25 protein-coding genes and 1 pseudogene are annotated in these 23079 nt (G+C 57.9%); 17 read left to right on the top strand and 9 right to left on the bottom strand.

The window, feature by feature from the left end; genetic code table 11:
- A pseudogene (locus tag BN874_RS20065) lies at positions 1–303 on the bottom strand (ATP-binding protein); the annotation flags it as partial.
- Between the two features lie 128 nt (positions 304–431).
- Between BN874_RS20065 and BN874_RS20060 the strand changes: the two are divergent.
- Positions 432–1649: a class I SAM-dependent rRNA methyltransferase gene (locus BN874_RS20060; protein ID WP_051498124.1), complete on the top strand. Its 1218-nt coding sequence runs from the start codon at positions 432–434 to the stop codon at positions 1647–1649.
- A gap of 34 nt (positions 1650–1683) precedes the next feature.
- Here the strand turns inward: BN874_RS20060 and hemF are convergent, their stop codons facing one another.
- Both hemF and BN874_RS20050 read right to left on the bottom strand, forming a co-directional pair.
- On the bottom strand, positions 1684–2628 hold the full coding sequence (gene hemF / locus BN874_RS20055; protein ID WP_195912240.1) for an oxygen-dependent coproporphyrinogen oxidase: 945 nt from the start codon (positions 2626–2628) through the stop codon (positions 1684–1686).
- A gap of 234 nt (positions 2629–2862) precedes the next feature.
- Entirely contained in the window at positions 2863–3345 is a 483-nt protein-coding gene (locus tag BN874_RS20050) for a phosphate-starvation-inducible PsiE family protein (RefSeq protein WP_034436317.1), read from the bottom strand.
- 92 nt (positions 3346–3437) lie between these two features.
- Between BN874_RS20050 and BN874_RS20045 the strand changes: the two genes are divergently transcribed.
- From BN874_RS20045 to mutM, 5 genes are read left to right on the top strand one after another with little or no spacing between them, the layout of a single operon-like run.
- Positions 3438–4379: an ABC transporter ATP-binding protein gene (locus tag BN874_RS20045; protein ID WP_034436314.1), complete on the top strand. Its 942-nt coding sequence runs from the start codon at positions 3438–3440 to the stop codon at positions 4377–4379.
- The gene (locus BN874_RS20040; protein WP_034436312.1) at positions 4376–5128 is read left to right on the top strand and encodes an ABC transporter permease subunit; all 753 of its coding nucleotides are present in this window, start codon (positions 4376–4378) and stop codon (positions 5126–5128) included. The genes BN874_RS20045 and BN874_RS20040 overlap by 4 nt, the downstream gene beginning before the upstream one ends.
- Positions 5129–5131: 3 nt before the next feature.
- Positions 5132–6508 carry a GldG family protein gene (locus BN874_RS20035; protein WP_034436310.1) on the top strand — a complete coding sequence of 459 codons (1377 nt, stop codon included), beginning with the start codon at positions 5132–5134 and terminating at the stop codon, positions 6506–6508.
- Positions 6509–6510: 2 nt separating this feature from the next.
- Entirely contained in the window at positions 6511–7053 is a 543-nt protein-coding gene (locus tag BN874_RS20030; RefSeq protein ID WP_034436309.1) for a DUF4340 domain-containing protein, read from the top strand.
- Positions 7053–7868 (top strand): bifunctional DNA-formamidopyrimidine glycosylase/DNA-(apurinic or apyrimidinic site) lyase, encoded by an 816-nt coding sequence (gene mutM, locus BN874_RS20025; protein WP_034436307.1) that lies wholly within the window; start codon positions 7053–7055, stop codon positions 7866–7868. Before BN874_RS20030 ends, mutM begins: the two co-directional genes overlap by 1 nt.
- Here mutM and BN874_RS20020 read toward each other — a convergent pair.
- The 3 genes from BN874_RS20020 to BN874_RS20010 are packed head-to-tail and all read right to left on the bottom strand — an operon-like array spanning position 7865 to position 11521.
- Positions 7865–9190 (bottom strand): hypothetical protein, encoded by a 1326-nt coding sequence (locus BN874_RS20020; protein WP_034436306.1) that lies wholly within the window; start codon positions 9188–9190, stop codon positions 7865–7867. The genes mutM and BN874_RS20020 overlap by 4 nt on opposite strands.
- Positions 9190–9840, bottom strand: a complete 651-nt coding sequence (locus BN874_RS23000; RefSeq protein ID WP_051498122.1) for a cyclic nucleotide-binding domain-containing protein — start codon at positions 9838–9840, stop codon at positions 9190–9192. The genes BN874_RS20020 and BN874_RS23000 overlap by 1 nt, the downstream gene beginning before the upstream one ends.
- Before the next feature lie 46 nt (positions 9841–9886).
- Positions 9887–11521, bottom strand: a complete 1635-nt coding sequence (locus BN874_RS20010; protein ID WP_034436304.1) for a GAF and HD-GYP domain-containing protein — start codon at positions 11519–11521, stop codon at positions 9887–9889.
- Here BN874_RS20010 and BN874_RS25230 point away from each other — a divergent pair.
- From BN874_RS25230 to BN874_RS19995, 4 genes are read left to right on the top strand one after another with little or no spacing between them, the layout of a single operon-like run.
- A complete protein-coding gene (locus tag BN874_RS25230) occupies positions 11520–11813 on the top strand; it encodes a hypothetical protein (protein ID WP_195912241.1) in 294 nt (97 codons plus the stop codon). The two genes, BN874_RS20010 and BN874_RS25230, sit on opposite strands and share 2 nt — an antisense overlap.
- A complete protein-coding gene (locus tag BN874_RS20005) occupies positions 11725–12471 on the top strand; it encodes an MlaA family lipoprotein (protein ID WP_034436302.1) in 747 nt (248 codons plus the stop codon). Before BN874_RS25230 ends, BN874_RS20005 begins: the two co-directional genes overlap by 89 nt.
- A complete protein-coding gene (locus BN874_RS20000; protein WP_034436301.1) occupies positions 12468–13358 on the top strand; it encodes a lysophospholipid acyltransferase family protein in 891 nt (296 codons plus the stop codon). Before BN874_RS20005 ends, BN874_RS20000 begins: the two co-directional genes overlap by 4 nt.
- A 26-nt stretch (positions 13359–13384) precedes the next feature.
- Positions 13385–14257, top strand: coding sequence for a TAXI family TRAP transporter solute-binding subunit (locus tag BN874_RS19995; protein WP_034436299.1), 873 nt, complete (start codon positions 13385–13387; stop codon positions 14255–14257).
- 22 nt (positions 14258–14279) lie between these two features.
- Here BN874_RS19995 and radC read toward each other — a convergent pair whose 3' ends face one another.
- Positions 14280–14954: a RadC family protein gene (gene radC / locus BN874_RS19990; protein ID WP_034436298.1), complete on the bottom strand. Its 675-nt coding sequence runs from the start codon at positions 14952–14954 to the stop codon at positions 14280–14282.
- Positions 14955–15410: 456 nt separating this feature from the next.
- Here radC and coaBC point away from each other — a divergent pair, with 456 nt between their 5' ends.
- Positions 15411–16697: a bifunctional phosphopantothenoylcysteine decarboxylase/phosphopantothenate--cysteine ligase CoaBC gene (gene coaBC, locus BN874_RS19985; RefSeq protein ID WP_034436295.1), complete on the top strand. Its 1287-nt coding sequence runs from the start codon at positions 15411–15413 to the stop codon at positions 16695–16697.
- A 7-nt stretch (positions 16698–16704) separates the two neighbouring features.
- On the opposite strand, the gene BN874_RS19980 is transcribed toward coaBC, so the two are convergent.
- Positions 16705–17085 (bottom strand): DUF5615 family PIN-like protein, encoded by a 381-nt coding sequence (locus BN874_RS19980; RefSeq protein WP_320411488.1) that lies wholly within the window; start codon positions 17083–17085, stop codon positions 16705–16707.
- Positions 17082–17312 carry a DUF433 domain-containing protein gene (locus tag BN874_RS19975; protein WP_034436293.1) on the bottom strand — a complete coding sequence of 77 codons (231 nt, stop codon included), beginning with the start codon at positions 17310–17312 and terminating at the stop codon, positions 17082–17084. Before BN874_RS19975 ends, BN874_RS19980 begins: the two co-directional genes overlap by 4 nt.
- A gap of 143 nt (positions 17313–17455) precedes the next feature.
- On the opposite strand from BN874_RS19975, the gene dut reads away from it, so the two are divergent.
- From dut to BN874_RS19945, 6 genes are all read left to right on the top strand, one after another.
- Entirely contained in the window at positions 17456–17917 is a 462-nt protein-coding gene (gene dut, locus BN874_RS19970) for a dUTP diphosphatase (RefSeq protein WP_034436291.1), read from the top strand.
- A 7-nt stretch (positions 17918–17924) separates the two neighbouring features.
- Positions 17925–19301 (top strand): phosphomannomutase/phosphoglucomutase, encoded by a 1377-nt coding sequence (locus BN874_RS19965; RefSeq protein WP_034436362.1) that lies wholly within the window; start codon positions 17925–17927, stop codon positions 19299–19301.
- A gap of 40 nt (positions 19302–19341) precedes the next feature.
- Positions 19342–20235: an acetylglutamate kinase gene (gene argB, locus BN874_RS19960; RefSeq protein WP_034436288.1), complete on the top strand. Its 894-nt coding sequence runs from the start codon at positions 19342–19344 to the stop codon at positions 20233–20235.
- 391 nt (positions 20236–20626) lie between these two features.
- Entirely contained in the window at positions 20627–21337 is a 711-nt protein-coding gene (locus BN874_RS25920) for an SgcJ/EcaC family oxidoreductase (RefSeq protein WP_230314503.1), read from the top strand.
- A 189-nt stretch (positions 21338–21526) separates the two neighbouring features.
- Positions 21527–22582, top strand: a complete 1056-nt coding sequence (locus tag BN874_RS19950; RefSeq protein ID WP_034436286.1) for a sodium-dependent bicarbonate transport family permease — start codon at positions 21527–21529, stop codon at positions 22580–22582.
- Between the two features lie 5 nt (positions 22583–22587).
- Complete coding sequence (locus BN874_RS19945; RefSeq protein ID WP_034436284.1) at positions 22588–22881, top strand: P-II family nitrogen regulator; 294 nt, start codon at positions 22588–22590, stop codon at positions 22879–22881.
- Positions 22882–23079 lie beyond the last annotated feature (198 nt).

Below are 23079 nucleotides of genomic sequence, written 5' to 3'. Positions count from 1 at the left end.
CACCGCCCGCGCCGCCAGTTCGCGAGCGCGGCTGCCGGTGCCGGTGCTGCCGATCACGCTGAGGAAGTCTTCAATGTCCCGCCGATCCATGCCGACGCCATTGTCGGTGAAAATCAGGGCGCGATTGCGCTCATCAACGGCAATGTGAATCTCGCCAGCCGGTTCCGACCGTTCAATCTGACGTAACTGGATACTGTCGTGAGCGTTTTGCAGCAGTTCACGGATAAACACATCAGGTTCGGGATACAGGCTGTTCGCCAGCAACCGAACCAGACCTTGAAAACTGGTGCGCATTTTGGGCATGGGGCGGAAGGCTCGCGGTTTGGAGTAAGCTACCGATTCTATTCTGACAGTTCGATAGGCGGGAAAACTTCCCATCTCCCCCGCTGTCTGCCGATTCCATGATTTGCATTCCTGAAAACGATTATCCCATGTCCACTGCTCCCGTTTCCCCCGCCGATTTTGCCCCGCTGCGCCTGCGCAAGGATGAAGACCGCCGCCTGCGCGCTGGTCATCTCTGGGTCTACAGCAACGAAATTGATGTGACCGCCACGCCATTGCGCGATTTCCAACCGGGTCAGCCGGTGGAAATTCAGGCCAGCAACGGCAAGGCGCTGGGCACTGGCTACATCAATCCCAACGTCCTGCTCTGCGCCCGGCTGGTCAGCCGCGATCCCGCCCATCCGCTCAATTTTTCGCTGCTGGTGCATCGCCTGAACGTGGCGCTGAGTCTGCGCCAGCGGCTGTATCCAAAGCCGTTCTACCGGCTGGTGTACGGGGAAGGCGATGGATTGCCGGGGCTGGTGGTGGACCGCTACGGCGATCTGTGCGTGGCGCAGATCACCACCGCCGGCATGGATCGAGTCAAGGACGACATCCTGGCCGCCCTGCAAAAAGTGCTAAAACCGGCGGCGGTACTCTGGCGCAATGACGGCGCGATGCGGGAACTGGAAGGTCTGGAACGATATGTCGCCGAGGCGTCCGGTACGGTTCCCGAAACGGTGGCGATCGAAGAAGACGGCCTGCGTTTTCAAATCGCGCCGCGCACCGGGCAGAAAACCGGCTGGTTCTACGATCAGCACGATAATCGCGCCCGGCTGGATCGCTATGTCCGGGATCGGCGGGTACTGGATGTATTCAGCTACAGCGGCGCCTGGGGAATTCGGGCAGCGGCGCATGGCGCCAGTGAGGTACTGTGCGTGGATTCCTCCGCTGCGGCGCTGGCGCAGGCCGCGACCAACGCGGCGCTGAATGGGGTCGCTGATCAGGTGCAGACCCGTCAAGGCGATGCCTTCGAGGTGCTGAAGGCGTTGCGTGAAGCCCGTGAACATTTCGACGTGGTGATCGTGGATCCACCGGCGTTCGTCAAGCGGCGCAAGGATTTCAAGGAGGGCGCATTGGCTTACCGGCGGATCAACGAAATGGCGATGCAGGTTCTGGAACGCGACGGGTTGCTGGTATCCTGCTCCTGCTCGCAACTGCTCCCGCGTGAGACGCTGGTGGAAACCCTGTTGCAAGGATCGCGGCATCTGGATCGCACTCTGACGGTGCTGGAACAGGGTCGGCAGGGGCCGGATCATCCGGTGCATCCGGCGATTCCCGAAACGGATTATCTCAAGGTCGTGTTTGCGCGGGTGCTGCCGGTTTGAGCGAAGGGGTTCGGGGCTGACGGGAATAGCCGCTTTATTTCAGAGTCTCTGAGTCTGCGGTCAACCAGTCACGTGGCTTCAAAAAAACGTCATACAGCCGCGCCTCCGGGCTGCCGGGTTCGGGTTGCCAATCGTATTCCCAGCGCACCCGGGGCGGCAGCGACATCAGGATCGATTCGGTGCGTCCGCCGGATTGCAGGCCAAACAGCGTGCCCCGGTCGTAAACCAGATTGAATTCGACGTAGCGCCCGCGCCGGTAAAGCTGAAATTCCCGCTCGCGCTCGCCATAAAGGCAATGGGAACGTCGCTCGATGATGGGCTGATAAGCCGGCCAAAAATGGTCGCCAACGCTACGTATCAAGGCGAAGCAGCGATCAAAACCTCCCGCGTTGAGATCATCGAAAAACAGCCCGCCGATGCCGCGCGGTTCATGGCGATGCTTGAGAAAAAAGTACTTGTCACAATCCTGTTTGAAACGTGGATGGACTTCCGGCCCGAACGGCTCACAAGCCGCCCGTGCGGTGCAGTGCCAATGGATACAATCCTCCTCGAAACCGTAATAAGGCGTCAGGTCGAAGCCGCCGCCAAACCACCAGACCCGTTCGGCGCTGCCCTTCGTCGCACTGAAGAAGCGAACATTGGCATGTGAGGTTGGCGCGTAAGGGTTGTGGGGATGAACTACCAGCGATACCCCCATGGCCTCAAAGCCGCAGCCCGTCAGTTCTGGTCGTTGCGCGGTAGCGGAGGGTGGCAACCGCTCGCCGCTGACGTGGGAAAAATTGATCCCGGCCTGCTCGAACACCGCACCGTCGCGCAGAATCCGGCTGCGACCCTCGCCATGCAAACCACGCTCGCCGCCGCGATCCCAGCCATCTTCCCGGAACCGGGCGACGCTATCGACGGCTTCCAGCGCATCAGTCAGCCGGTCCTGCAACTCGCGCAGGTAAGCGAGAACCGCAGCGGTATCGGGGTGAATCAGCACGATGATTTTTCTCCAGCGAGAACCCGTTCTTTCATCCGTCCCACTTCGGCATCCAGCAATTTTAGACGCTACCGGAAGCTATTTCGGAGAAATTACAATTGCTTTCTAGTTCTGCATTTCTTAATCCTTGGCTGAGTTTTTATTCTCAGATTTTCGACTTGACGGGCAGCAGGGTATCCACAAGAATCCTCGAAGAACCAATTCATTGACAAAACAACTGATTGAGATTGATTAAGATTTCTTCGCTACCAACCAATAGCCAATACTGAGCGCGAAGATAACTGCTGCCGTCGCCCAGATATAAGTGGGGTCCAGCGTCTTATAATCCATTACAATTACCTTGCGGGCGATAGCCATCAATGCTGTAGCAAGCACCAGCTTGACATGCAAAACGTCGTCGCGCAGATACAGGACGATGTTCATGAAAATTTCGATGGCGATCAGCGTCGCCATGAACGCACCGAACGAAACCAGAATATCATCAACATTCAGCAATCCCACGGTAGGCGATGCTATGGCTCGCTGGTAGATAACCCAAGCCACATCGGCAACACTCCACATGATCACCAGCGTCATCAGCACCGCCAAGATCCGCACACAGAAGCGAATGACGATGTGCAACCAGTGAACCAGAGGCTCCTCGCTTTCGTTGATATTGAGTCCTTCCGCCGGTTCATGCTCGGGGAGCAGTGATTGATCAGGGGATTTTTCCATGATGATTTCAATAGTGAATGGGATAGAGGGTCTAGGTTGACCGCTGCCGCCATGATACCGTTCCCTAAAATTCAATGCTTGGCGAAAATGCCATGACCGGCGAGATAGTGTTGCGGGTGGAAGAATTGAGCCACCGCTATGGTGAGAATCGAGGGGTTGATGCGGTTAGCTTCACGCTCAGTCGCGGCCAGGTCTTAGGCTTTCTCGGCCCCAACGGTGCAGGCAAATCCACCACCCTGCGAATGTTGGCTGGCGTTCTGGCACCGGACGCCGGGCGGATTATTATCAATGGCGCCGACCTGCTGGATCAGCCACAGCGGGCCAAACAGGCTATTGGCTATCTGCCCGAGCAACCGCCGCTCTATCGCGAACTGACGGTGGATGAACAACTCCACTACAGCGCCCGCCTGCACCGACTCGACCGTGCAGCCAGCCGTCAGGCGATGACCCGAGGCAAGGAGCGCTGTGGGCTGATGGAGGTTAGCCGACGTCTGATCGGCAACCTGTCCAAGGGCTACCGGCAACGGGTCGGTATTGCCCAGGCCATGCTGCATGATCCACCGGTGCTGATTCTGGATGAACCGACGGTGGGTCTGGACCCGATTCAGGGGCGGGAAATTCGCGATCTTATTCGCGAACTGGGGCAGGATCGTGGCGTGATTTTATCCACTCATCTGCTGGCGGAAGTGCAGACCACCTGTAACCAGGTCCAAATCATGCAAAGTGGGCGACTGGTTTACAACGGCGCACTGGCCGACTTGCACCAGCAGCAACATCAATCCAGCCGCTTGCGTATCGGACTGAACGCGCCACCACCGGCTACAGAACTGGCAAGACTGCCCGCAGTGATGCGAGTCGAGGATCTCGGCGGCGGCCAGTTCCGGCTTCATCATGCTGTTGGCGCTGCGCCCCACCAGGCGCTGATCAAGCACGCTCAGGCGGGTGGCTGGGATTTGTGGGAAATGACCCCGGAAGCTGCGGGGCTGGAACAGATTTGCATCGAACTGATGCTGGGACAGGAGGCCGTCGCTTGATCTTCACCATCGCAGCCCGTGAGTTGCGCGGTTTATTTTTATCACCGCTGGCCTGGACCTTGCTGGCGGTGATGCAGGGGTTGCTGGCGTGGATTTTCATTATCCTGGTGGGTGACTTCCAGGGTTTACAGGGGCGATTGGCCGGTTTGGAAAATGCGCCGGGCGTGACTGATCGAGTTGCAGCGCCGCTGTTTCGGGTGGCCGCTTGGGGTTTGCTGCTGGTGACCCCACTGCTGACCATGCGCCTGTTCAGCGAGGAGCGCCGGACCGGTACTCTCGACCTGCTACTCTCAGCGCCGGTAGGAATTTCCACTATTGTATTCGGCAAATATCTGGGTGTACTGCTGTTTCTGCTGACGCTGGTCGCATTGGTCGCGTTGATGCCGCTGACGCTGGCGGCTGGTGCGGCGCTCGATTTTGGCAAGCTGGCGGCTGGAGTGCTGGACCTGAGTCTGCTTGCTGCCAGTTTCGCCGCCGCCGGTCTGTATCTGTCCGCCCTCACCACACAACCAGCAGTCGCTGCGGCTGCAACTTTTGGGCTGTTGCTGGCGTTCTGGATTGTGGATGCGGTCGGCGTCAGTCAGGGAGCAATTAGCCCACTGTTTGCTTACTTGTCGCTGCCGCGCCATGGAGATGCCCTGCTGCTCGGTCTGTTCAGGAGCCAGGATTTGGCTTACTACCTGCTGTTCAGTGCGGCGTTCCTGGGTCTGACGATCCGCCGGCTGGACTATGCTCGCTTGCGGGGCTGATCGATGTGGCTTGATCGCTCGGTGCGCCGTCGGCTGGGCTGGCAAAGCCTGGTTTTCTCGCTCCTGTTCGCCGTGGTGATGGGCCTGCTGGCCTGGCTGAGTACCCGCTACCCGATTCAGGCCGACTGGACCGCGAACGGTCGCAATACCCTGTCGCCGGCCAGCCAAAGGCTGCTGGCCCATCTGGACGGACCGATCCGCGTCACTGCCTACGCCCGCGACAATCCAGCCCTGCGCGACGCGATTACCCGGCTGATCAGCCGCTATCAGCGCTACAAACCCGATCTGATGCTGAACTTCGTCAATCCCGACCTGCTACCTGATCGGGTGCGCGAACTCGGTATCACCTTGGATGGCGAATTGTATGTGGAGTATCGCGGGCGCGGTGAAAAGCTCCGGCAACTTGGCGAACCGGCGTTGACCCAGGCTCTGCAACGCTTGAGTCGCCAGCGGACGCCTATCGTGCGTTTCCTCGACGGTCACGGCGAACGCAAGCCGCTCGGCGTCGCTAATTACGATCTGGGGACATTCATCCGGGAACTGGAGAAAATCGGCATCCAGCCGCGTCCGCTCAATCTGGCGGTAGAAATGCGGGTTCCCGTTGCGACTGCCGCAGTGGTCATTGCCGGGCCACAAACGCCGCTGCCACCGGGCGAGGTCGAAGCCATACTGGAGTATGTAAAACAGGGTGGTGCGCTGTGGTGGTTGCTGGAACCGGGTGATCCTTCCGGCTTGCAACCGTTGGCGGCAGCGCTGGGCGTGACCCTGCTGTCTGGAACGGTGGTGGATGCGAGTACGCCGGTTCTGGGCATTAAAAGCCCTGCTTTCATTCCCATCGCCGACTATGGCCCGCATCCTATTACCGAATCACTGCATTTGCCCGCGCTGCTGCCGCAAGCGGTCGCGTTAGAGGTTCAACCGCCCATCGGCTGGAAGGCCACCGTATTGCTGGAAAGCCAATCCCGGAGCTGGACTGAAACCGGCCCACTCGACGGTACGCAGCAGTTCGATCCGGACAGCGCCGAACGAGCCGGACCACTGACGGTCGGCGTGGCACTGTTCCGGCCCCGGCCTGTACAACCCGCCACCGGTGATCCGCTGGCGGTGAACGAGCAGCGGATCGTCATCATCGGTGATGGTGATTTTCTGTCGAACACCTATCTAGGCAATGGCGCGAATCTGGAATTGGGACTCAACATCGTCCATTGGCTGACTTTGGACGATGCGCCGATGCTTATTTCTCCCAAAGCCGCTCCCGACTCGAATCTGAATCTGTCAGAAGGCGCCTTGGCGCTGATTGCAGCGGTGTTTCTGATCGGGTTACCGGGAGGATTGCTAACCAGTGGTTGGCTCATCTGGTTTTACCGGCGGCGACGTTAGCTGTGAACGCACTCACCCAGCGTGTTTGGCTGAATCTGGGATTGCTGGGGCTGGTCATGGGTCTGGCGGCTCTGGCGCTGTTCGAGCCGGGCCGGGAGAACCCGGTGTTGACTGCGCCTCTCCTGGATCTGACGCCAGCGCACGTCGAACACATCGCGGTCGAGCGAACGGGACGGGACACCTTGGCGTTCGAGCAGCGCGATCATCTCTGGTGGATGACTGCCCCGGATAATGGCCCGGCCAACCCGGTTTTAATCCATTCAATCCTGCAATTGGCGGAAGCGCGTTGCCCGCTGCGGTACGCGACGACCGATCTGGATCTAAAGCCCTTGGGCCTCGATCCCTCCCGGTTGCAGTTGCACTTGAATGACCAGAACATCCAGTTTGGCGCAACGGCTCCGACCGACGGCCAGCGCTACCTGCGAGTCGGCGCCACCGTCTATCTCTGTCCCGACCGGTTCTATTTACTGTTGACCAGCGCCACCGCCAGCTTCCTGGCGGCGCCCATCGACCCCTCGGCGTTGACCGCCACGAGGCGTAAATAATGCCTGAATTGCCTGAGGTCGAAACCGTTCGCCGTGGCATCGCGCCGTATCTGACCGGTCGGATCGTGACCCAGGTGGTGGTGCGGCAACCCCGGCTGCGCTGGCCGGTTCCGGAGGAATTGGCGGTACAATTGCCGGGACAGATGATCCTGCGGGTCGAACGACGGGCCAAGTACCTGTTGCTGCACACCGATGCCGGTACCGCAATCCTCCATCTCGGGATGACGGGCCGGCTACGCATCCTGCCGGACCATACTCCGCTGCAAAAGCACGATCATGTGGATTTGGTATTCGCTAACAGCCACTGCCTGCGTTTTAATGACAGCCGTCGATTCGGTGCGCTGCTGTGGACCTCGGAGCCGCCAGAACGCCATCCGTTGTTGCAGACCCTGGGACCGGAGCCGTTCGATGCTGCCTTTTCCAGCACCTATCTTCATCAGCAGGCGCAAGGCCGAAGGTCTGCGGTCAAAACTTTGGTGATGGATAACCATATCGTGGTGGGGGTCGGCAACATTTACGCCAATGAATCGCTGTTCGCGGCCAGGATCAGTCCGTTGCGACCGGCGGGCCAAGTGACGCTGGCCGAATATGCCCGGCTGACAGCGGCCATTCGGGAGATTCTCAGCGCGGCGATCCAGCAGGGCGGGACCACGCTACGGGATTTTATCGGCGGTGACGGCGAACCCGGATATTTTCAGCAGTCCCTGCGGGTTTATGACCGCTACTCGCTACCCTGCACTGCCTGCGGTGAACCGATCCAGCGTTGCCGGATCGGTCAGCGGGCGACATATTACTGTCCGCGCTGCCAGCGTTAAGGCTTGTCCATCGGTGTTGACTGGATCGCCGGGGTATCTGAGGCCGGCGCGGCGGGTGCATCCGGTAGCGGCGCGGGTAAAGCGCGGGCGGTACTCGCCGGTGCGGTGGCGGGCGCGGTCGGTTGTTGCTGGGCCGGCGGAATCACTTCGCGCTTCTTGACCGGCGGGGTGTAGACCACCACCACCGCCACCGTCTCATCGCTGCCGAAACGCTTGACCATCGTTGCCGACGGCAGGCTACCCTCGCGCACAGTTTGGAATCCCGGATCATCCTTGATTGAAGCCATCATCAAATCGCGGATTTGCCCGAAGCGGCGCACACTGGGTTCGCCGTCCTCGTAGCCATTGGCGGCAGTGCGGATTTCATCCCGACTGGCCTCATCCAGTCCGCTTTGCCAGGCCACTGCATCATCCGTAGCCAAACCGGTGAGCGCCTCGGTTGCGTGGCGGGTGGCAATTTTCTCGGCATCGGTGCGCAGCTTACTTTGGGCGGCCGGGTCTGGATGCACGCCGATGAGATTAATGGCATAGCCGACTAGGGCCAGTTCGCCGGTGGCATTGACCACTATCAACCGGTTACCCACCGGTGGAATCAATCCGCCCCCGGCTTCGGCCAGCATTTGGTTCAGCCCTTCCGGCAACGAAATGGCCTCAACGGCGTTGGCGGTGGGGCGCGTCAGCCGGGTAGCGGTTCTGGGCGTGGTGACCAGATGAACGCGGACCGTCGCTGAATCGTCATTCACCGCGTAAGCCACGAAACCACGCGCCAGAATCCGCAGCGCCTGTTCCCGCCGCTCCTCATCGTTGGCGGCGAGATTAATCAACGCCAGCCGAATCGCATCATCCTGTGCCAGACGCTCGCTGATCTGCTGTCGGGTTTCCGACGGCAACCCCCGCAAGCACTCCGCCAACCGGGTTCGGGCATCCACAAACGCCTTGAAGCGAGCCTCCTGTCGGCCACGCCGGACGGCCACCGGATTCTCGGTTGCGGCGTAGTTCGCTGCCCCAGTGACGATCCAGCCGAAGCCGTCGCTGCTGAAACGCAGCATCCGACAACCCGCCGCATGCTGAGCAACCGCAGCCGCAATCGCCTCCTGGGCGGTTCGAGCTTGCAGCACCGGCATTCCCATCTTGTCATCTTTGACCGTGCGCACCCGGCCAGCACCTTTTGGCGGTGCGTGCATCGAGGTGGCAGCAGTCGCCTGCAACGGCGCAACGAACTCGTCGGGAACCGGCTTGGTCGCCGATGCTGGTGACCACCACAGCAGAGCGCTCAACAGCGCCACTGGCGAAAATCCTGAAGGCAAATAGCGCATAACCATCAAGGTAACTCCAGCCGAATCTCGGGTTGCGTGGGCATGGCCTCGGACGCACGTCCCAGCAGTGCCAGTTTTTCCTTGGTGCGTCGCAGTTGATTGATCGCCAGATCCAGTTCGTCATCCCAGGATTCCCGCCCGGAATCCCGCCGCAATTCGGCCAATTTGCGGCGGGTGACTTCCAGTTCCCGCGCGGCCAACACCAATTCATCCGTCGTTTTCTTCAAGCGCTGGGCAACAACTTCGGCGATATACCGGTATAACAAGGCGTGACAGGCATCCCGATCCACTGCCGGCAGCTTTTGTAGAGCGCCGGGGTTGAATTCCAGACACCAGGTGGTTGCCGTAGCGAACACCGAGGCGGTACGAGTTTCATCGCCCAGCGCCGAGAGTTCACCGAATAAATCACCGACTTGATCCAGCGAGGCCACTGGATTCTTTTGCTTGACCACGCGCACCTTGCCGCTGATCAGCACATATAACCGGTCTCCGAACGCGCCTTCGGGAATAATCAGCTCGTCGGGTTCATAGATGATCATGCGGCTGGCGTTCAAAATCTCGTGGAGATAGCGGTCGCCAAACGCTTTCAGAAACGGAATTTGCCGGAACTTGTCGGTCATGTCGCCCAAGGCGGGACCGCTCTTGTAAATTTGCATGTCGGATATCCTGTGGAGACCGTTGGCCGCTGGCTGGACGGGGCGATTACGGGGTGTAACCGGGAATCCGGTTAAGGTCTACCGCGTCCATTTGCTCCGGCTGCAAGTACTGCCGGGCATAATCCAGCCAGATACCATTGCGGACGAACACATCGAACAGATCAGGATCGAGTTGCTGATCCCGCACCATCCGACCCAGAATATTGAGGACTTCGCTGAGCGGTTTGCCAGGCTTGTAAGGTCGGTCGCGGGCGGTCAGGGCTTCAAACACGTCAGCCAGACAAATAATCCGGGCTTGCGTAGTCAACTCCGGCCCGCACAGGCCGCGATGATAACCGCCGCCGTCCAGCTTTTCGTGATGGCTGCCGGCGTACTCGGGTACACCACGCAGGTTTTTGGGCCAAGGCAGCGTCTTCAGCATCTGCATGGTCAGCGCCACATGCTCCTCGATCACGGTGCGCTCGTTCGGATTCAGCGTTCCCTTGGCAATACAGAGATTGGCAACCTCGTCCTCGGACAAAAAATCGCATTCCTGACCCTCCGGGCCAATCCAGTGGTAAGCCGCGATCTGCCGGACCCGCTCCTGCGCCTCAGGCGACATGAATTCACCGCCGGTATTGCAACGGCGTAAATGCTCGCGAGCCTCGTTCAATGCAGCCAGCCGGTCGTGAAAGCGCTGTTCCAATTCGGGAAGCGCCGCGCTGTCTCCACGTTCGACAGCGGCCAACTTGGCTTTGAGGCAGTCAATCTCGGCATCGCGCTTGAGCACTTCAAAGCGGGTATCAACCTGGTGGATGCGGTCGAACAGGGTTTCCAGCTTGGTGGCCTTGTCCACTACATGCACTGGGGTGGCGATCTTACCGCAGTCGTGCAGCAGCCCCGCGATCTTCAGTTCGTACAGATCATCAGGCGTGGGATGAAAGTCCTTCAGCCGGCCCCGTTCGGAGTGGCGGGCCGCCTCGGCGATCATCATGGTCAAAACCGGTACCCGCTGACAGTGGGCGCCGGTGTAGGGCGATTTGTGATCAATAGCGGTGTTGATCAGTTCAATCAGCGCCTCGAACAAGATCTGGAGCTGGCTGATCAAGTGATGGTTGGTTAAAGCGATAGCCGCTTGGGAAGCCAGCGATTCCGCCAGTTGCCGGTCAGCCGGCGAGAAGGTTCGGACTTTTCCGCTTTCAGGATCGAGGGCATTGATCAACTGGAATACGCCGATGATCTGGTCTTCGTGATTCTTCATCGGCACGGTCAGAAAGGAGCGGGAGCGATAGCCGGTCTTTTGGTCGAACCGCCGGGTTCCCGAAAAATCGAAATTCTGGTCGGCGTAAGCGTCGTCAATCACCACCGTCGTGTCGTGCAGCACCGCATAGGTCACGACCATGCCGGTTTTGGGCTGGCCGGTCTCATCGTACAGCGGGATTGGCGGAAACGGGATCGCCGTGCCGGTAGTGCCACCCATGTAAAGCTGGAGCGAGTCGTTGCGCAAGACCTCAAAATGGAGTTGCTGAGTAGCCTCATTCAGTCGGTACAAGGTACCGCCGTCAGCGTTCAGCAAGCTCTTGGCCGCAATCAGGATAGTTTCCAGTAACTTCGGGGTATCCCGTTCTTTGGATAGCGCGATGCCAACCCGGTTGAGCTGTTCCAGACATTGCAACAAATCACTGGAATGGAAGAAGTGCATGGATCATCCTCATTCCCAGATGGGGAAAGGTAAAACAGAGTGTTTGCATTATAGCCGCGCCCCGGAACGGATCATCGGGATTCGACGGTGGGCGATGGATTGCGCGGTCATCACTCCGTCATGGGCATGGCTAATCCTCGAAGCTATTTCTAGAGTAGAATCTGTCCAGGCAATTTCGCCACTGCCTTTCCAGTCTGAGCCTTATGAATACGTTCTGCCGCTGTTTTTTGACGACTGCCGTCGCCGCTTTGTTGGTCGGTTGCGCCTCGACGAGCGAACCGGCGCACGATGACTCTGACTCTTTGGAAAGTTATAACCGCGCCATGTTTGCGTTCAACGATGCGGTGGACAAAGCGATTTTCAAGCCGGCTGCTCAAGTCTATCAGGCGATCCTGCCTGATCCGGTTATTGCCAGTGTTGGAAATTTTTTTAGTAATATTAACGATGTAGTAGTTCTAATCAACGATCTGCTGCAATTCAAACTCCATCAAGCCGCGATGGACAGCAGCCGGATTGTGTTTAATACCACCTTCGGCGTAGCCGGCCTGTTCGATGTCGCCAGCCGGATGGAATTGCCCAAGCACGATGAAGATTTCGGCCAGACCCTGGGTTATTGGGGAATCGGCGAGGGTTATTACTTGGTACTGCCGTTGCTGGGATCGAGTACGGTGCGCGATGCCTTTGGGCTGGTCGGAAATTTCTACGCCAATCCCATTACCTGGGCGACGGATTCTGAAGCGGTTACCTGGAGTCTGTGGGGGCTGGATCTCATCAACCGGCGGGCTGGACTGTTGCGGGTCGAGCGGGCCTTCGCCGATGCCCAGATTGATCCCTACTCGTTCCGGCGCAGCGCCTATTTGCAAATGCGGCGCAATCTGGTTTACGACGGCAACCCGCCCAAACCGAAGTTTGAATTAGAAGCGGATCCGGACAATCCACTGCTGCCATGAGCCGGCAGGCTTGGCTCACCGGCCTGTTACGTCTGACCGCCCTGCTGCCACTGTCTTGGGCACATGTCATCGGCGCAATGCTCGGCGGGCTGCTGGGGTGGTTTCCCAACGATTTGCGCCGAATCGCCGACCGCAACCTGGCCTTGGCGTTTCCTGAACTGCCCGCCGCCGACCGCAAGCGCTTGTTGCGCCGGAATTTGCGGGAAACCGGCAAGCTGATGCTGGAACTGGGGCCGTTGTGGCTGTGGCGCGGCGAGCGGGTTTTAGGTCTGGTTCAAGGTGCGGTCACTGGCGAGGAAGCATTGACCGCCGCCGTGCGCCAGAAGCAGGGAGCGATCCTGATCACGCCACACTTAGGCGCTTGGGAAATGGCCGGTCTGTATTATTCCAGCCGCTATCCGCTGACCATTCTCTACCGCCCCAGTCGGCTGGAACTTGATGCACTCAGCCGCTACGGGCGTGGGCGACTCGGTGGCGCGGTAGTCGCCACCGACGCCAGCGGAGTACGTGCTTTGTTGATGGCGCTGCGCAAGGGTGAAGTGCTGGGCATTCTGCCCGATCAGGAACCCGGCGGTGCTGGGGATAGCAACAGCTTATTCGCACCATTTTTTGGCATCACCGCCAGTACCATGACCTTGGTGTCACGGCTGGCGCTGAAAACCGGAGTCCCGGTATTCCTGACCTGGGCGGAACGGTTGCCGCTGGGCCGAGGCTTCGCGCTGCATCTGCGGCGGTTGCCGGAAGTGACCGCCGCCGTGTCATTGGAAGCGTCGGTGGCAGCGATGAACCGGGGCATAGAAAGGGCGGTTCGCACGTTGCCCGCACAATATTTATGGACCTACAAGCGCTTCAAGACGCGACCGCCCGGCGCGGCTAAACTCTATTGAACCACTGGGTAGCAGGGAGACTTGAGATGAACTTCAAATCGGCATGGCTTTATTCATTCGTACTTGCCACCGCTCTGGCGCAGGCCGCCGATCCGCCCATTGTCGTCAGCACCGGCAAGAGCGGCGGCGGTTACAACACCATCGGCGAACGGCTGAAAAGCGTACTGGCTGAGCAGGATCAGCCCACGCAGGTGTTGACCAGCGCCGGTTCGCTCGAAAATCTTAACCGGCTCGATGATCCCAAGAGTCCGGTGAATGTGGGTTTGACCCAGGCCGATGCCCTGAAATACTACCTCAAGGATCATCCTGGCTTCGCCGACCAGTTCATCAATTTGGGGGAAATCGGTAAAGAGTGCGTGTTCATCGTGACCGGCAAGGACAGCGACATTCGGGATGACAGCGATTTGCAACAGGGCAAAGGCCGTCTGATCGCGGTGCAATCGCCGAACAGTGGAGTTGCGGTGACTTGGGAGTACATGACCGTGCTGGAGCCGAAATTCCAGAATACGGCCCCGGCTTTCGTGGATGGTGCCGAGGCGTTGCTGCAAATCAAGAGCAGCGGGAAGGCGAGCAAGATCCAGGCGGTGATGGTGGTGCAGCGGCCGATGGCTAAATCTACTGAAATGCAGGTAGTGCTGGAAAATCCCAAGGATTTCCGGCTGGTGCCGGTCAAGGACTGGGATCTGAACGACAAATTGCCGGACGGCAGCGCTGTTTACACCTTCGAAAACGTGACTGTCGCTGAGAAAAAATGGGGGTTTGATACCACGGTGGATACCATCTGCACCCGTGGGTTGATGCTGGCGAATAAGACCAAGCTCACGGCTGACCAGCGTACCCGACTGTCCAAGGTGATGCTGTTGGCCGCCAGTCGGGTGGTGGGTGACACCAGTAAATAGCGCAGCGTCCACATTGCAACCGCTACAGCACTCCGCGCTCGGCCAGCGACACCGTTTGCCCGTCGCCCACCACGATATGATCCAGCAGGCGAACATCCACCAGCGCCAGCGCGTCCTTCAGCCGTACCGTGATCAATTCGTCGGCGCGGCTGGGTTCGGCGATCCCGGACGGGTGATTGTGCGCCACGATGGCGGCGGCGGCATTGTGGTAGAGCGCCCGCTTCACCACTTGGCGCGGATGCACTGAAGAACTGTCAATGGTGCCCTGGAACAGTTCTTCGTACTGAATCACCCGATGCTTGTTATCCAAAAATAAGCAGGCAAACACTTCATGGGCGTGGTCACGCATCCGGGTCATCAGATAGCGGCGGGTGTCGGATGCACTCTGAATGGCGTCGCCGCGCTGCAAAGTCTCTTCCAAATGGCGGCGCGCCAGTTCCAGCACCGCCTGCAACTGCACATACTTGGCCATCCCCATCCCATGGGTCGCACAGAATGCCGCCTGATCCAGTCCCAACAAGGTACGCAGATTGCCGTGCTGCTTGAGCATGTCGCGGGCGAGGTCTACCGCGCTGCGCCCGCGCACGCCGACCCGCAGAAAGATCGCCAGCAGTTCGGCATCGGATAGAGCGGACGCTCCTCGTTCAATCAATTTCTCTCGTGGGCGCTCATCATCAGGCCAGTCGCGAATGGACATCGGGCTTTCCTTTAGTGGTTTATGTAGTGCGAAGCATCATAGCGACTTCGGCGTGCCCCGGTCTTTTTCGCGATAATCCCCAATACGCCCCGTTGTGAAGCAATCGGCTGATCCAAAGCACCAGCATGAGGCGAATCACCCGGCTCTCGCCCCCGCCCCCGCACTACTTAAAAGTATTAATATAAATAAAAACAATATATTGAATAAGATGGCAACGGAATTGCTTTTCGGAAACTCAAGGATTTGTGCTCACCAGCCCAAGCGGTTCGGAAGCAGCGCGAATCCGGGCGGCTAACGGGGGCCGCCGTCGCGGACAATGGCGTCCGGCCGTGTCATCTCGATGCACGGTTCGGACGTCCTTTTTATCAGCCGCATTTCCTGCCTATCCTCCCGCTTTCGCAGTCGCTCAAGCTGCGTTAACCTTGCCGCGAATCCCCTACCCTCGCGGACAACACCATGCTGCAACCTCTGGCCAAGAAACGCATCCTGCTGGGCGTCACCGGTGGCATCGCCGCCTACAAGAGCGCCGATCTGACCCGCCGCTTGAGTGAGGCCGGCGCCGAGGTGCAAGTCGTTATGACTCCGGCGGCGACTACCTTCGTCGCCCCGCTGACCTTTCAGGCGGTTTCTGGTCGGGCGGTGCGCACCGAAATGCTGGATGCCAACGCCGAGGCCGGCATGGGCCACATCGAACTGGCGCGCTGGGCCGATTTGATTCTCATCGCTCCCGCCACCGCCGATTTCATCGCCCGCTTGGCGCACGGCATGGCCAATGATCTGCTCAGCGCCCTCTGTCTGGCTACCGACCAACCCATCGCCGTCGCCCCGGCGATGAATCGGCTGATGTGGCAAAATCCCGCAACTCAGGACAATTGCCGGCTGCTGGCACGGCGCGGGGTGAAAATCTGGGGGCCGGGCGTCGGCGAGCAGGCCTGCGGCGAAATCGGCGCCGGGCGAATGCTGGAGGCGTTGGAACTGCGCAATCTCGTCGTTGAACTACTCGGTGAGAACGACCGCAGGGCGGAAATGCAATCTGAACCTGCGACCACAAATCCACCGATCAGGCTGCTCACATCCCATGACCTGCAAGGGTTGACGGTGCTGATCACCGCCGGTCCAACTCGTGAGGCGCTCGATCCGGTGCGGTTTATCAGCAACCGCAGCACCGGGCGGATGGGCTTCGCTGTGGCCGAAGCGGCGGCAGCGGCGGGCGCGCAGGTGGTGCTGGTCTGTGGCCCAGTGAGCTTGAAAACTCCAGTCGGTATCGAGCGGGTTAATGTCGAAAGCGCGGTCGAGATGCACGAGGTAGTGATGAAACGGGCGCGGCAAGCGGATATTTTCATCGCCACCGCCGCCGTCGCCGATTACCGCGCTGCCCACCTCGCGGAACAGAAGATCAAGAAAACCCAGGATACGCTCCAATTGGAACTGGTGCGCAACCCGGATATTCTGGCGGAGGTCGCTGCGCTGCGCTCGCACCGGCCCTTCACAGTCGGTTTCGCCGCCGAAACCCACGATGTTTTGCACTACGCCGAAGACAAACGCCGCCGTAAAAATCTGGATCTGATTGCCGCTAACCGGGTAGGCGTAGCCGGCAGTGGCTTTGAGAGCGAACAGAATGAACTGCATGTGTTGTGGGAAGGCGGAGAAAAAGGATTGCCGCTGGCCGACAAGACGCTGCTGGGGCAGCAGTTGATCGCGCTGATCGCGGAACGGTATCGGCTGTGCAGGGGAGAGCGGTAGTTATTTTTCAGGGCTTGTGGGAATCCACGGTTAGCCGTCTGATCCGGACATGGCGCTCAGTCACAGTAACCAGCGCGCCTTCCCGGACAGCCGATTCAATCCGGGGCCAGATCCGTAGCAATAGTTCCGCCATGGCTACGGCTTGCAAACCTTCAATCCGAATCCGCACCACTGATGGCGATGTTTTAGATCCCAAAACCAGCAGCGTATGAAAATCAGCATCAAGCGTGATTCCTACTCGATCCGCACACCTCGCGTAATCGAGAATCTCGCCATCGCTGGCGCGACTCATGCCGATTTCACCCACATGAACCGCATCCCATCCGGCTTCGCGCAACCGTGGAACAGCCCCTCGCGGCAACCCCTGATCGAGCAGAACCCGGATCATGCGGCGTCCAGTTCAAAAATTTCGACATCCAGGCTCTGCGCCGCGAAGTCGAGGCACTGCCGGATATCCTCCGGTTCCAGTTCAGGATATTCCCGCCGCAAATCATTCCAATCGGGATAGACCGTCAGCGCTTTCAGCACCCGTCGCACGGTCAGACGCATACCGCGCACACACGGCTGGCCGTTCATCATCGCTACATTTACAGTAATCCGATTCCAGCGCTTCATGGTTCCACTCCCGCAGATTAGCAAGGCATCGCCTAGCGAGTTTTGATTAAGCCTAACAATTGAATGACAATATCACCTGATCCGGTCGTTATCGCAAAATCGGGATCGAAAACAGAAAATCCACCCCAAGAATCCAGTGCATCGTGACCTCCCAAACCATTGAACTCAAAATCCTCGATCCTCGGCTGGGTCGTGACCTGCCTCTGCCCGACTACGCCACCGCCGGATCGGCGGGACTGGATCTGCGCGCCTGTCTGGCGGAACCGCTGACCGTACAGCCGGGCGAAACCCATCTGATCTCCACCGGATTGGCGATTCACCTCAGCGACCCCGAATTGGCGGCGATGGTGCTGCCACGTTCTGGTCTCGGTCACAAACACGGCATCGTGCTGGGCAATCTGGTCGGACTCATCGACAGCGACTATCAGGGCGAACTACTGGTGTCGTGCTGGAACCGGGGACAAACGCCGTTCACTCTCGCGGTCGGCGAGCGCATCGCCCAACTGGTGATCGTGCCGGTGGTGCGAGCCACGTTCAGCATCGTCCCCGAATTCACCCCCAGTGAGCGCGGAGCCGGCGGTTTCGGCCATTCCGGGCGGCACTGACGCCGGTATGAAAAAATCCATCTTCCGTGAATACGACATCCGTGGCGTGGTGGACCGCGACCTGACCCCCGAAGTGGTGCGCGACATCGGCCAGGCAGTCGGCAGTCTCGCTGCCGAGCGCGGTGAGACTCAGGTGATCGTGGGTCGTGACGGGCGGCTGTCCAGTCCGGTATTGGCCGATGCGCTCAAAGCGGGCATTCGCGCTGCCGGGCTGGAAGTATTGGACTTGGGCGCGGTCTCCACGCCCCTGCTGTATTACGCCACCCACACCCTCGGTTCCAGCCATGCCGGGGTGATAGTCACCGGCAGCCACAATCCGCCGCAATACAACGGGCTGAAAATTGTCATCGACAAGATCGCCCTGCACGGCGAAGTCATCCACGACCTGCGCCGCCGCATCGAAACCGGTGATCTGCGCCACGGTCAGGGCGGTGAGCGGTACGCCGATCAGGTTCGCGCCGACTACATCCAGCGGATGACCAGCGCCCTGCGCCTGCCGAAACCCTGCAAGGTGGTGGTGGATTGCGGCAACGCCATTGCCGCTAAAACCGCGCCAACCCTGCTGCGGGCGCTGGGTTGTGAAGTCGTCGAACTCTATTGCGAAGTGGACGGACGCTTTCCAAACCATCATCCCGATCCCAGCATCCCGGAAAATCTGGCCGATTTACAGGCGGCGGTGCTGGAGCATCGCGCCGATATTGGTCTGGCTTTCGATGGTGACGCTGACCGGCTGGGCGTCGTCAGCAACACCGGCGAAATCATCTGGCCGGATCGCGTTCTGATGCCGCTGGCTGAAGAAGTGCTGAGCCGGCATCCCGGTGCGGCGGTGGTGTACGACATCAAATGCTCGCAACACCTGACCCGATTGATCGAACGCTGTGGCGGGCATCCCGTTCTGTGGAAAACCGGCCATTCGCTGATCAAGGCCAAAATGCGCGAAATCGGCGCATTGCTGGGTGGCGAACTCACCGGTCACTTCGTCCATGCCGATGACTGGTTCGGCTTTGACGACGCTTTTTATGCCGCCGCTCGACTGTTGAATCTGCTGACGCGCTGCGGTGTATCCAGCGCCGAATTCTTTGCCGCCTATCCCACCGGCCTGACCACGCCGGAATTGCGAGTGGAGATGGCCGAAGGCGAGCCGTTCATCTTTATGAAGCGGTTGGCGGCGCATGCCGAATTCGGCGCGGACGCCCAGATCATCGCCCTGGACGGATTGCGGGTGGAATTCCCCCACGGCTGGGGCCTGGTGCGCGCCTCCAACACCACGCCCAGCCTGACGCTGCGCTTTGAAGCCGATCATGCGGATGGTATGAGCGATATTCAGGATCGATTCCGCCAACAATTACTGGCCTTGCAACCGGATTTAATCTTGCCGTTCTGACTCTTTTTGCCCATTTCTCATCTCAAGGTTGACTGACGCTATGGCTCTTGACGCCCAGGCCGCTACTCAAGTGGCGCACGTTCTGACTGAATCACTGCCCTACATCCGCCGTTTCTCCGGCAAGACCCTTGTAGTCAAGTACGGCGGTAACGCCATGGAAAATGAGCACCTGAAAAGCAGCTTTGCCCGTGACATCGTGCTGATGAAGCTGGTCGGCTTCAATCCAGTGGTGGTGCATGGCGGCGGGCCGCAAATCAGCCAACTGCTCAAGCGGATTGGCAAGGAAAGCCGCTTCGTGGATGGAATGCGGGTCACCGACAGCGAGACCATGGATGTGGTGGAGATGGTGCTGGGCGGGCTGGTCAATAAGGAAATTGTAAATAATATCAATCGTCAAGGCGGCTGCGCAGTGGGTTTGACCGGCAAGGATGGTGATCTGATTCACGCCCGCAAGCTAACCATTACTCATCAGGGGCCGGATTTGAAGGTGCCGGAAATCATCGACATCGGCCACGTCGGCGAAGTTGCCAGCATTGATAAATCCATCATCGAGACCTTGACCGGCGGCAATTTCATTCCGGTGATCGCGCCCATTGGGGTCGGCCCGGATGGGCAGTCCTACAACATCAATGCCGATCTGGTGGCCGGCAAAATCGCTGAAGTGCTGCGTGCCGAAAAGCTGATTCTGCTGACCGACACGACGGGCGTACTGGACCAACAGGGCGCTCTGCTCACCGGCCTCGACGCCCGGCAGGTGCAGGCATTGATCGACAACGGCACCATCCACGGCGGAATGTTGCCGAAAATCGCCTGCGCGCTGGATGCAGTGCGCGGTGGAGTCAAGGCGGCGCACATTATTGATGGCCGGATTGAACACGCGGTACTGGTAGAATTATTCACCGACGCCGGTATTGGGACCAAGATTCAAGGGTAGGAGCAAGAGAAGCGGCCTTAACATAAGCCGGCGAATTCGCCGGTTTTTTATGGCCTGCGATGCCATTATTATTCTTCAGGATATAATAGGTGTATCAAGGGTTATCAGACTGCTGCTCCAGCGCCCAGCGTCCAACCTGCTTCAGTTCCAGCATTAACGCTGGTCGCCAAACCAGCAAAAAGCATCACTGAGCAGGAAGTGGCACAACTCTTTGATCGCTGGAATGCATCGTTGCAAACCGGCAATCCCGATGAAGTCCTGAAGAACAGCCCTTTCAAGGTGCTCAGTTGATGGTTGACGTAACTGGCTGATTCTCTGTTACCCGACTCAGCCTAACATTGGGTTTGGCTAAGAAGAGGGTTCAAGGTTAAATTCAACTTATTGATTTTCAATGTTGTATTTTTACACCTTGAAAGGGCTGGTCCTGAAGAATTACGCAGATGACGCGATTCTGTTGCCCACTGTTTCCAATAAGGTTCGACATAATCAGGCAGAGAGAAAGGATTACTTTGTCCATTTTCTTCAGCTCAAACCGGTTGGTCGCATCAATGAGCGCAATATTCATGTCTGTGGCGATGTAGCGATTGATTCCGGCATCTATACCTTCAGCATCGTTAAGGATGGCGCTCCAGTTGAGGTCAGGGCACGCTATACCTTTGCCTATCGCAAAATTGGTGACAAATGGCTGATTGTCGAACACCATTCGTCGGCCATGCCGGAAAGTCAGGAGCAGGAAATCGCCCAACTGTTTGATCGCTGGAATGCGTCATTGCAAACCGACAATCCTGACGAAGTATTGAAGAACTACGCGGATGACGCCATTCTTCTGCCCACCGTTTCCAACAAAGTGCGGCATAATCAAGCGGAAAGAAAAGCCTATTTTGAAAACTTTCTTCAGCTCAAGCCTCGCGGCACCATCAACGAGCGCAATATCCGAGTATTCGATGATGTTGCTATTGACTCTGGTATTTACACATTCAGCCTGTTCAAAGATGGCAAGCCTGCTGAAGTGAGGGCGCGGTACACATTTATCTACCATCGGGTCGGAGATAAATGGTTGATTTCTGAGCATCATTCTTCAATCATGCCGGAGAAAGTATAACGATTCATCACAGCGGATGCTGTTAATAAATCAGCTAAATAGAATCTTTATTCTTGGAATAAGCAGGGATGGATCGAGTAGAAAATTGCGATTAAATCTACTAATCCCATGGTTTAGCGTTTTTATCTCGCTTTACCCCTGTTTCACCAAGCCTATCGAAATCAACAACCATGACGCCTCAGGGAAATTATGGATATAAGTCTGATTATAAACAACTTTCTTAACCCGCCAATCCTGTTCTTTTTTCTGGGCATGTTGGCAGTTTTCTTGCGGTCTGATCTGGAAATTCCGCAACCACTGGCGAAATTTTTTTCGCTGTACCTGTTAATGTCCATTGGCTACAGAGGCGGTACCGAACTGGCTCATAGCGGTATGACTTGGGAGGTCGCAACAGCCATGCTGGCGGCTGTTGTGATGGCTTCAGTGGTGCCACTTTACAGCTTTTTTATTTTGACGCGCCGGTTAAAGCTAACCGTGCATGACTCGGCGGCTATTGCCGCTACGTATGGATCAGTCAGTGCAGTTACTTTTATTACCGCTACCGCCTTTCTACAGAAGCTGGAAATTTCTTTTGGCGGACACATGGTAGCAGCAATGGCTTTGATGGAGTCGCCGGCGATTATCATTGGCGTCCTGTTGTATCGCCTTTTTACGACCACCAGTCCAAACCAGATTGAATTTACCTGGTCTTCGCTATCGAATCTATTCAACGCCGGCAAATCTGGCGACAGCTCTGAGCATCAGAGTGATTTTTCCTGGTCCGAACTGTTGCGGGATGCAGTCTTTAATGGATCGGTATTGATGATTCTTGGTAGTTTGGTCATCGGTCTGTTAAGCGCAGGTGGGCCTGGCGAGAAGGCATTGGAACCTTTTACCAAGGATCTGTTTAGAGGTATTTTGACCTTTTTCCTGCTCGATATGGGACTGGTAGCAGCGCGGCGTATTAAGGATTTAAGGAAAGCAGGCGCCTCTCTCGTCGGCTTCGCCATTCTGATTCCTCTGGGCAATGCCTTGATAGGCATGATTTTGGCTGGTTTAATGGGAATGTCTCTAGGTAATGCACTGCTATTTGTCGTGCTGTGCGCCAGCGCGTCTTATATTGCCGTGCCTGCCGCAGTGCGTCTGGCTATCCCGGAGGCTAATCCCAGCCTGTATGTACCGATGTCACTGGCGATTACTTTCCCATTCAATATCATCGTCGGCTTGCCTTTATACCTGTCAGTCCTCAAAGTTTTCTGGAGCTGAATCCCATGCAACCGGTTAAGCGGATTGAAATCATTATGGACTCCACGGGACTTGGGAAAGTCGCCAAGACTCTCGAAAATATAGGCGTCTCTGGCTATACCGTGATCCGGGATGTCACTGGCAGTGGAGATCGCGGCATTCGCCCTGGCGATGAAATCACCGATGTGTTCAAAAACACTTATGTGATGACGGCCTGCCCGGCGGAAAAAGTATCGCAAATCGTGGAGGCGATTAGACCGATACTCAAGCGCTTTGGCGGGGTTTGCCTGGTATCCGACGCCCTGTGGATCATTCATTGATCCCCCTCTCCTTTAACAGGTGCTAAATCAACATGATGAACCGGAGGAAACCTCATTTTTCCTTCGGTTCCTTGTTACAACGCTGTGAACAGTTCTCTCTTCTTCCTTTCGAGTAATTCGCAGCTCAAAGCAGGAGACTGTTTCATTCCAGGCGCCTGTGAAACATCATAGGTCGCTGAGACCCCCACCCAGTTGTGC

This window comes from Candidatus Contendobacter odensis Run_B_J11 (assembly GCF_000531125.1).
GTDB lineage: Bacteria > Pseudomonadota > Gammaproteobacteria > Competibacterales > Competibacteraceae > Contendibacter > Contendibacter odensensis.
The sequence above is the reverse complement of the archived record's forward strand: the minus strand, read 5'-3'. Positions and strand labels throughout refer to the sequence as shown.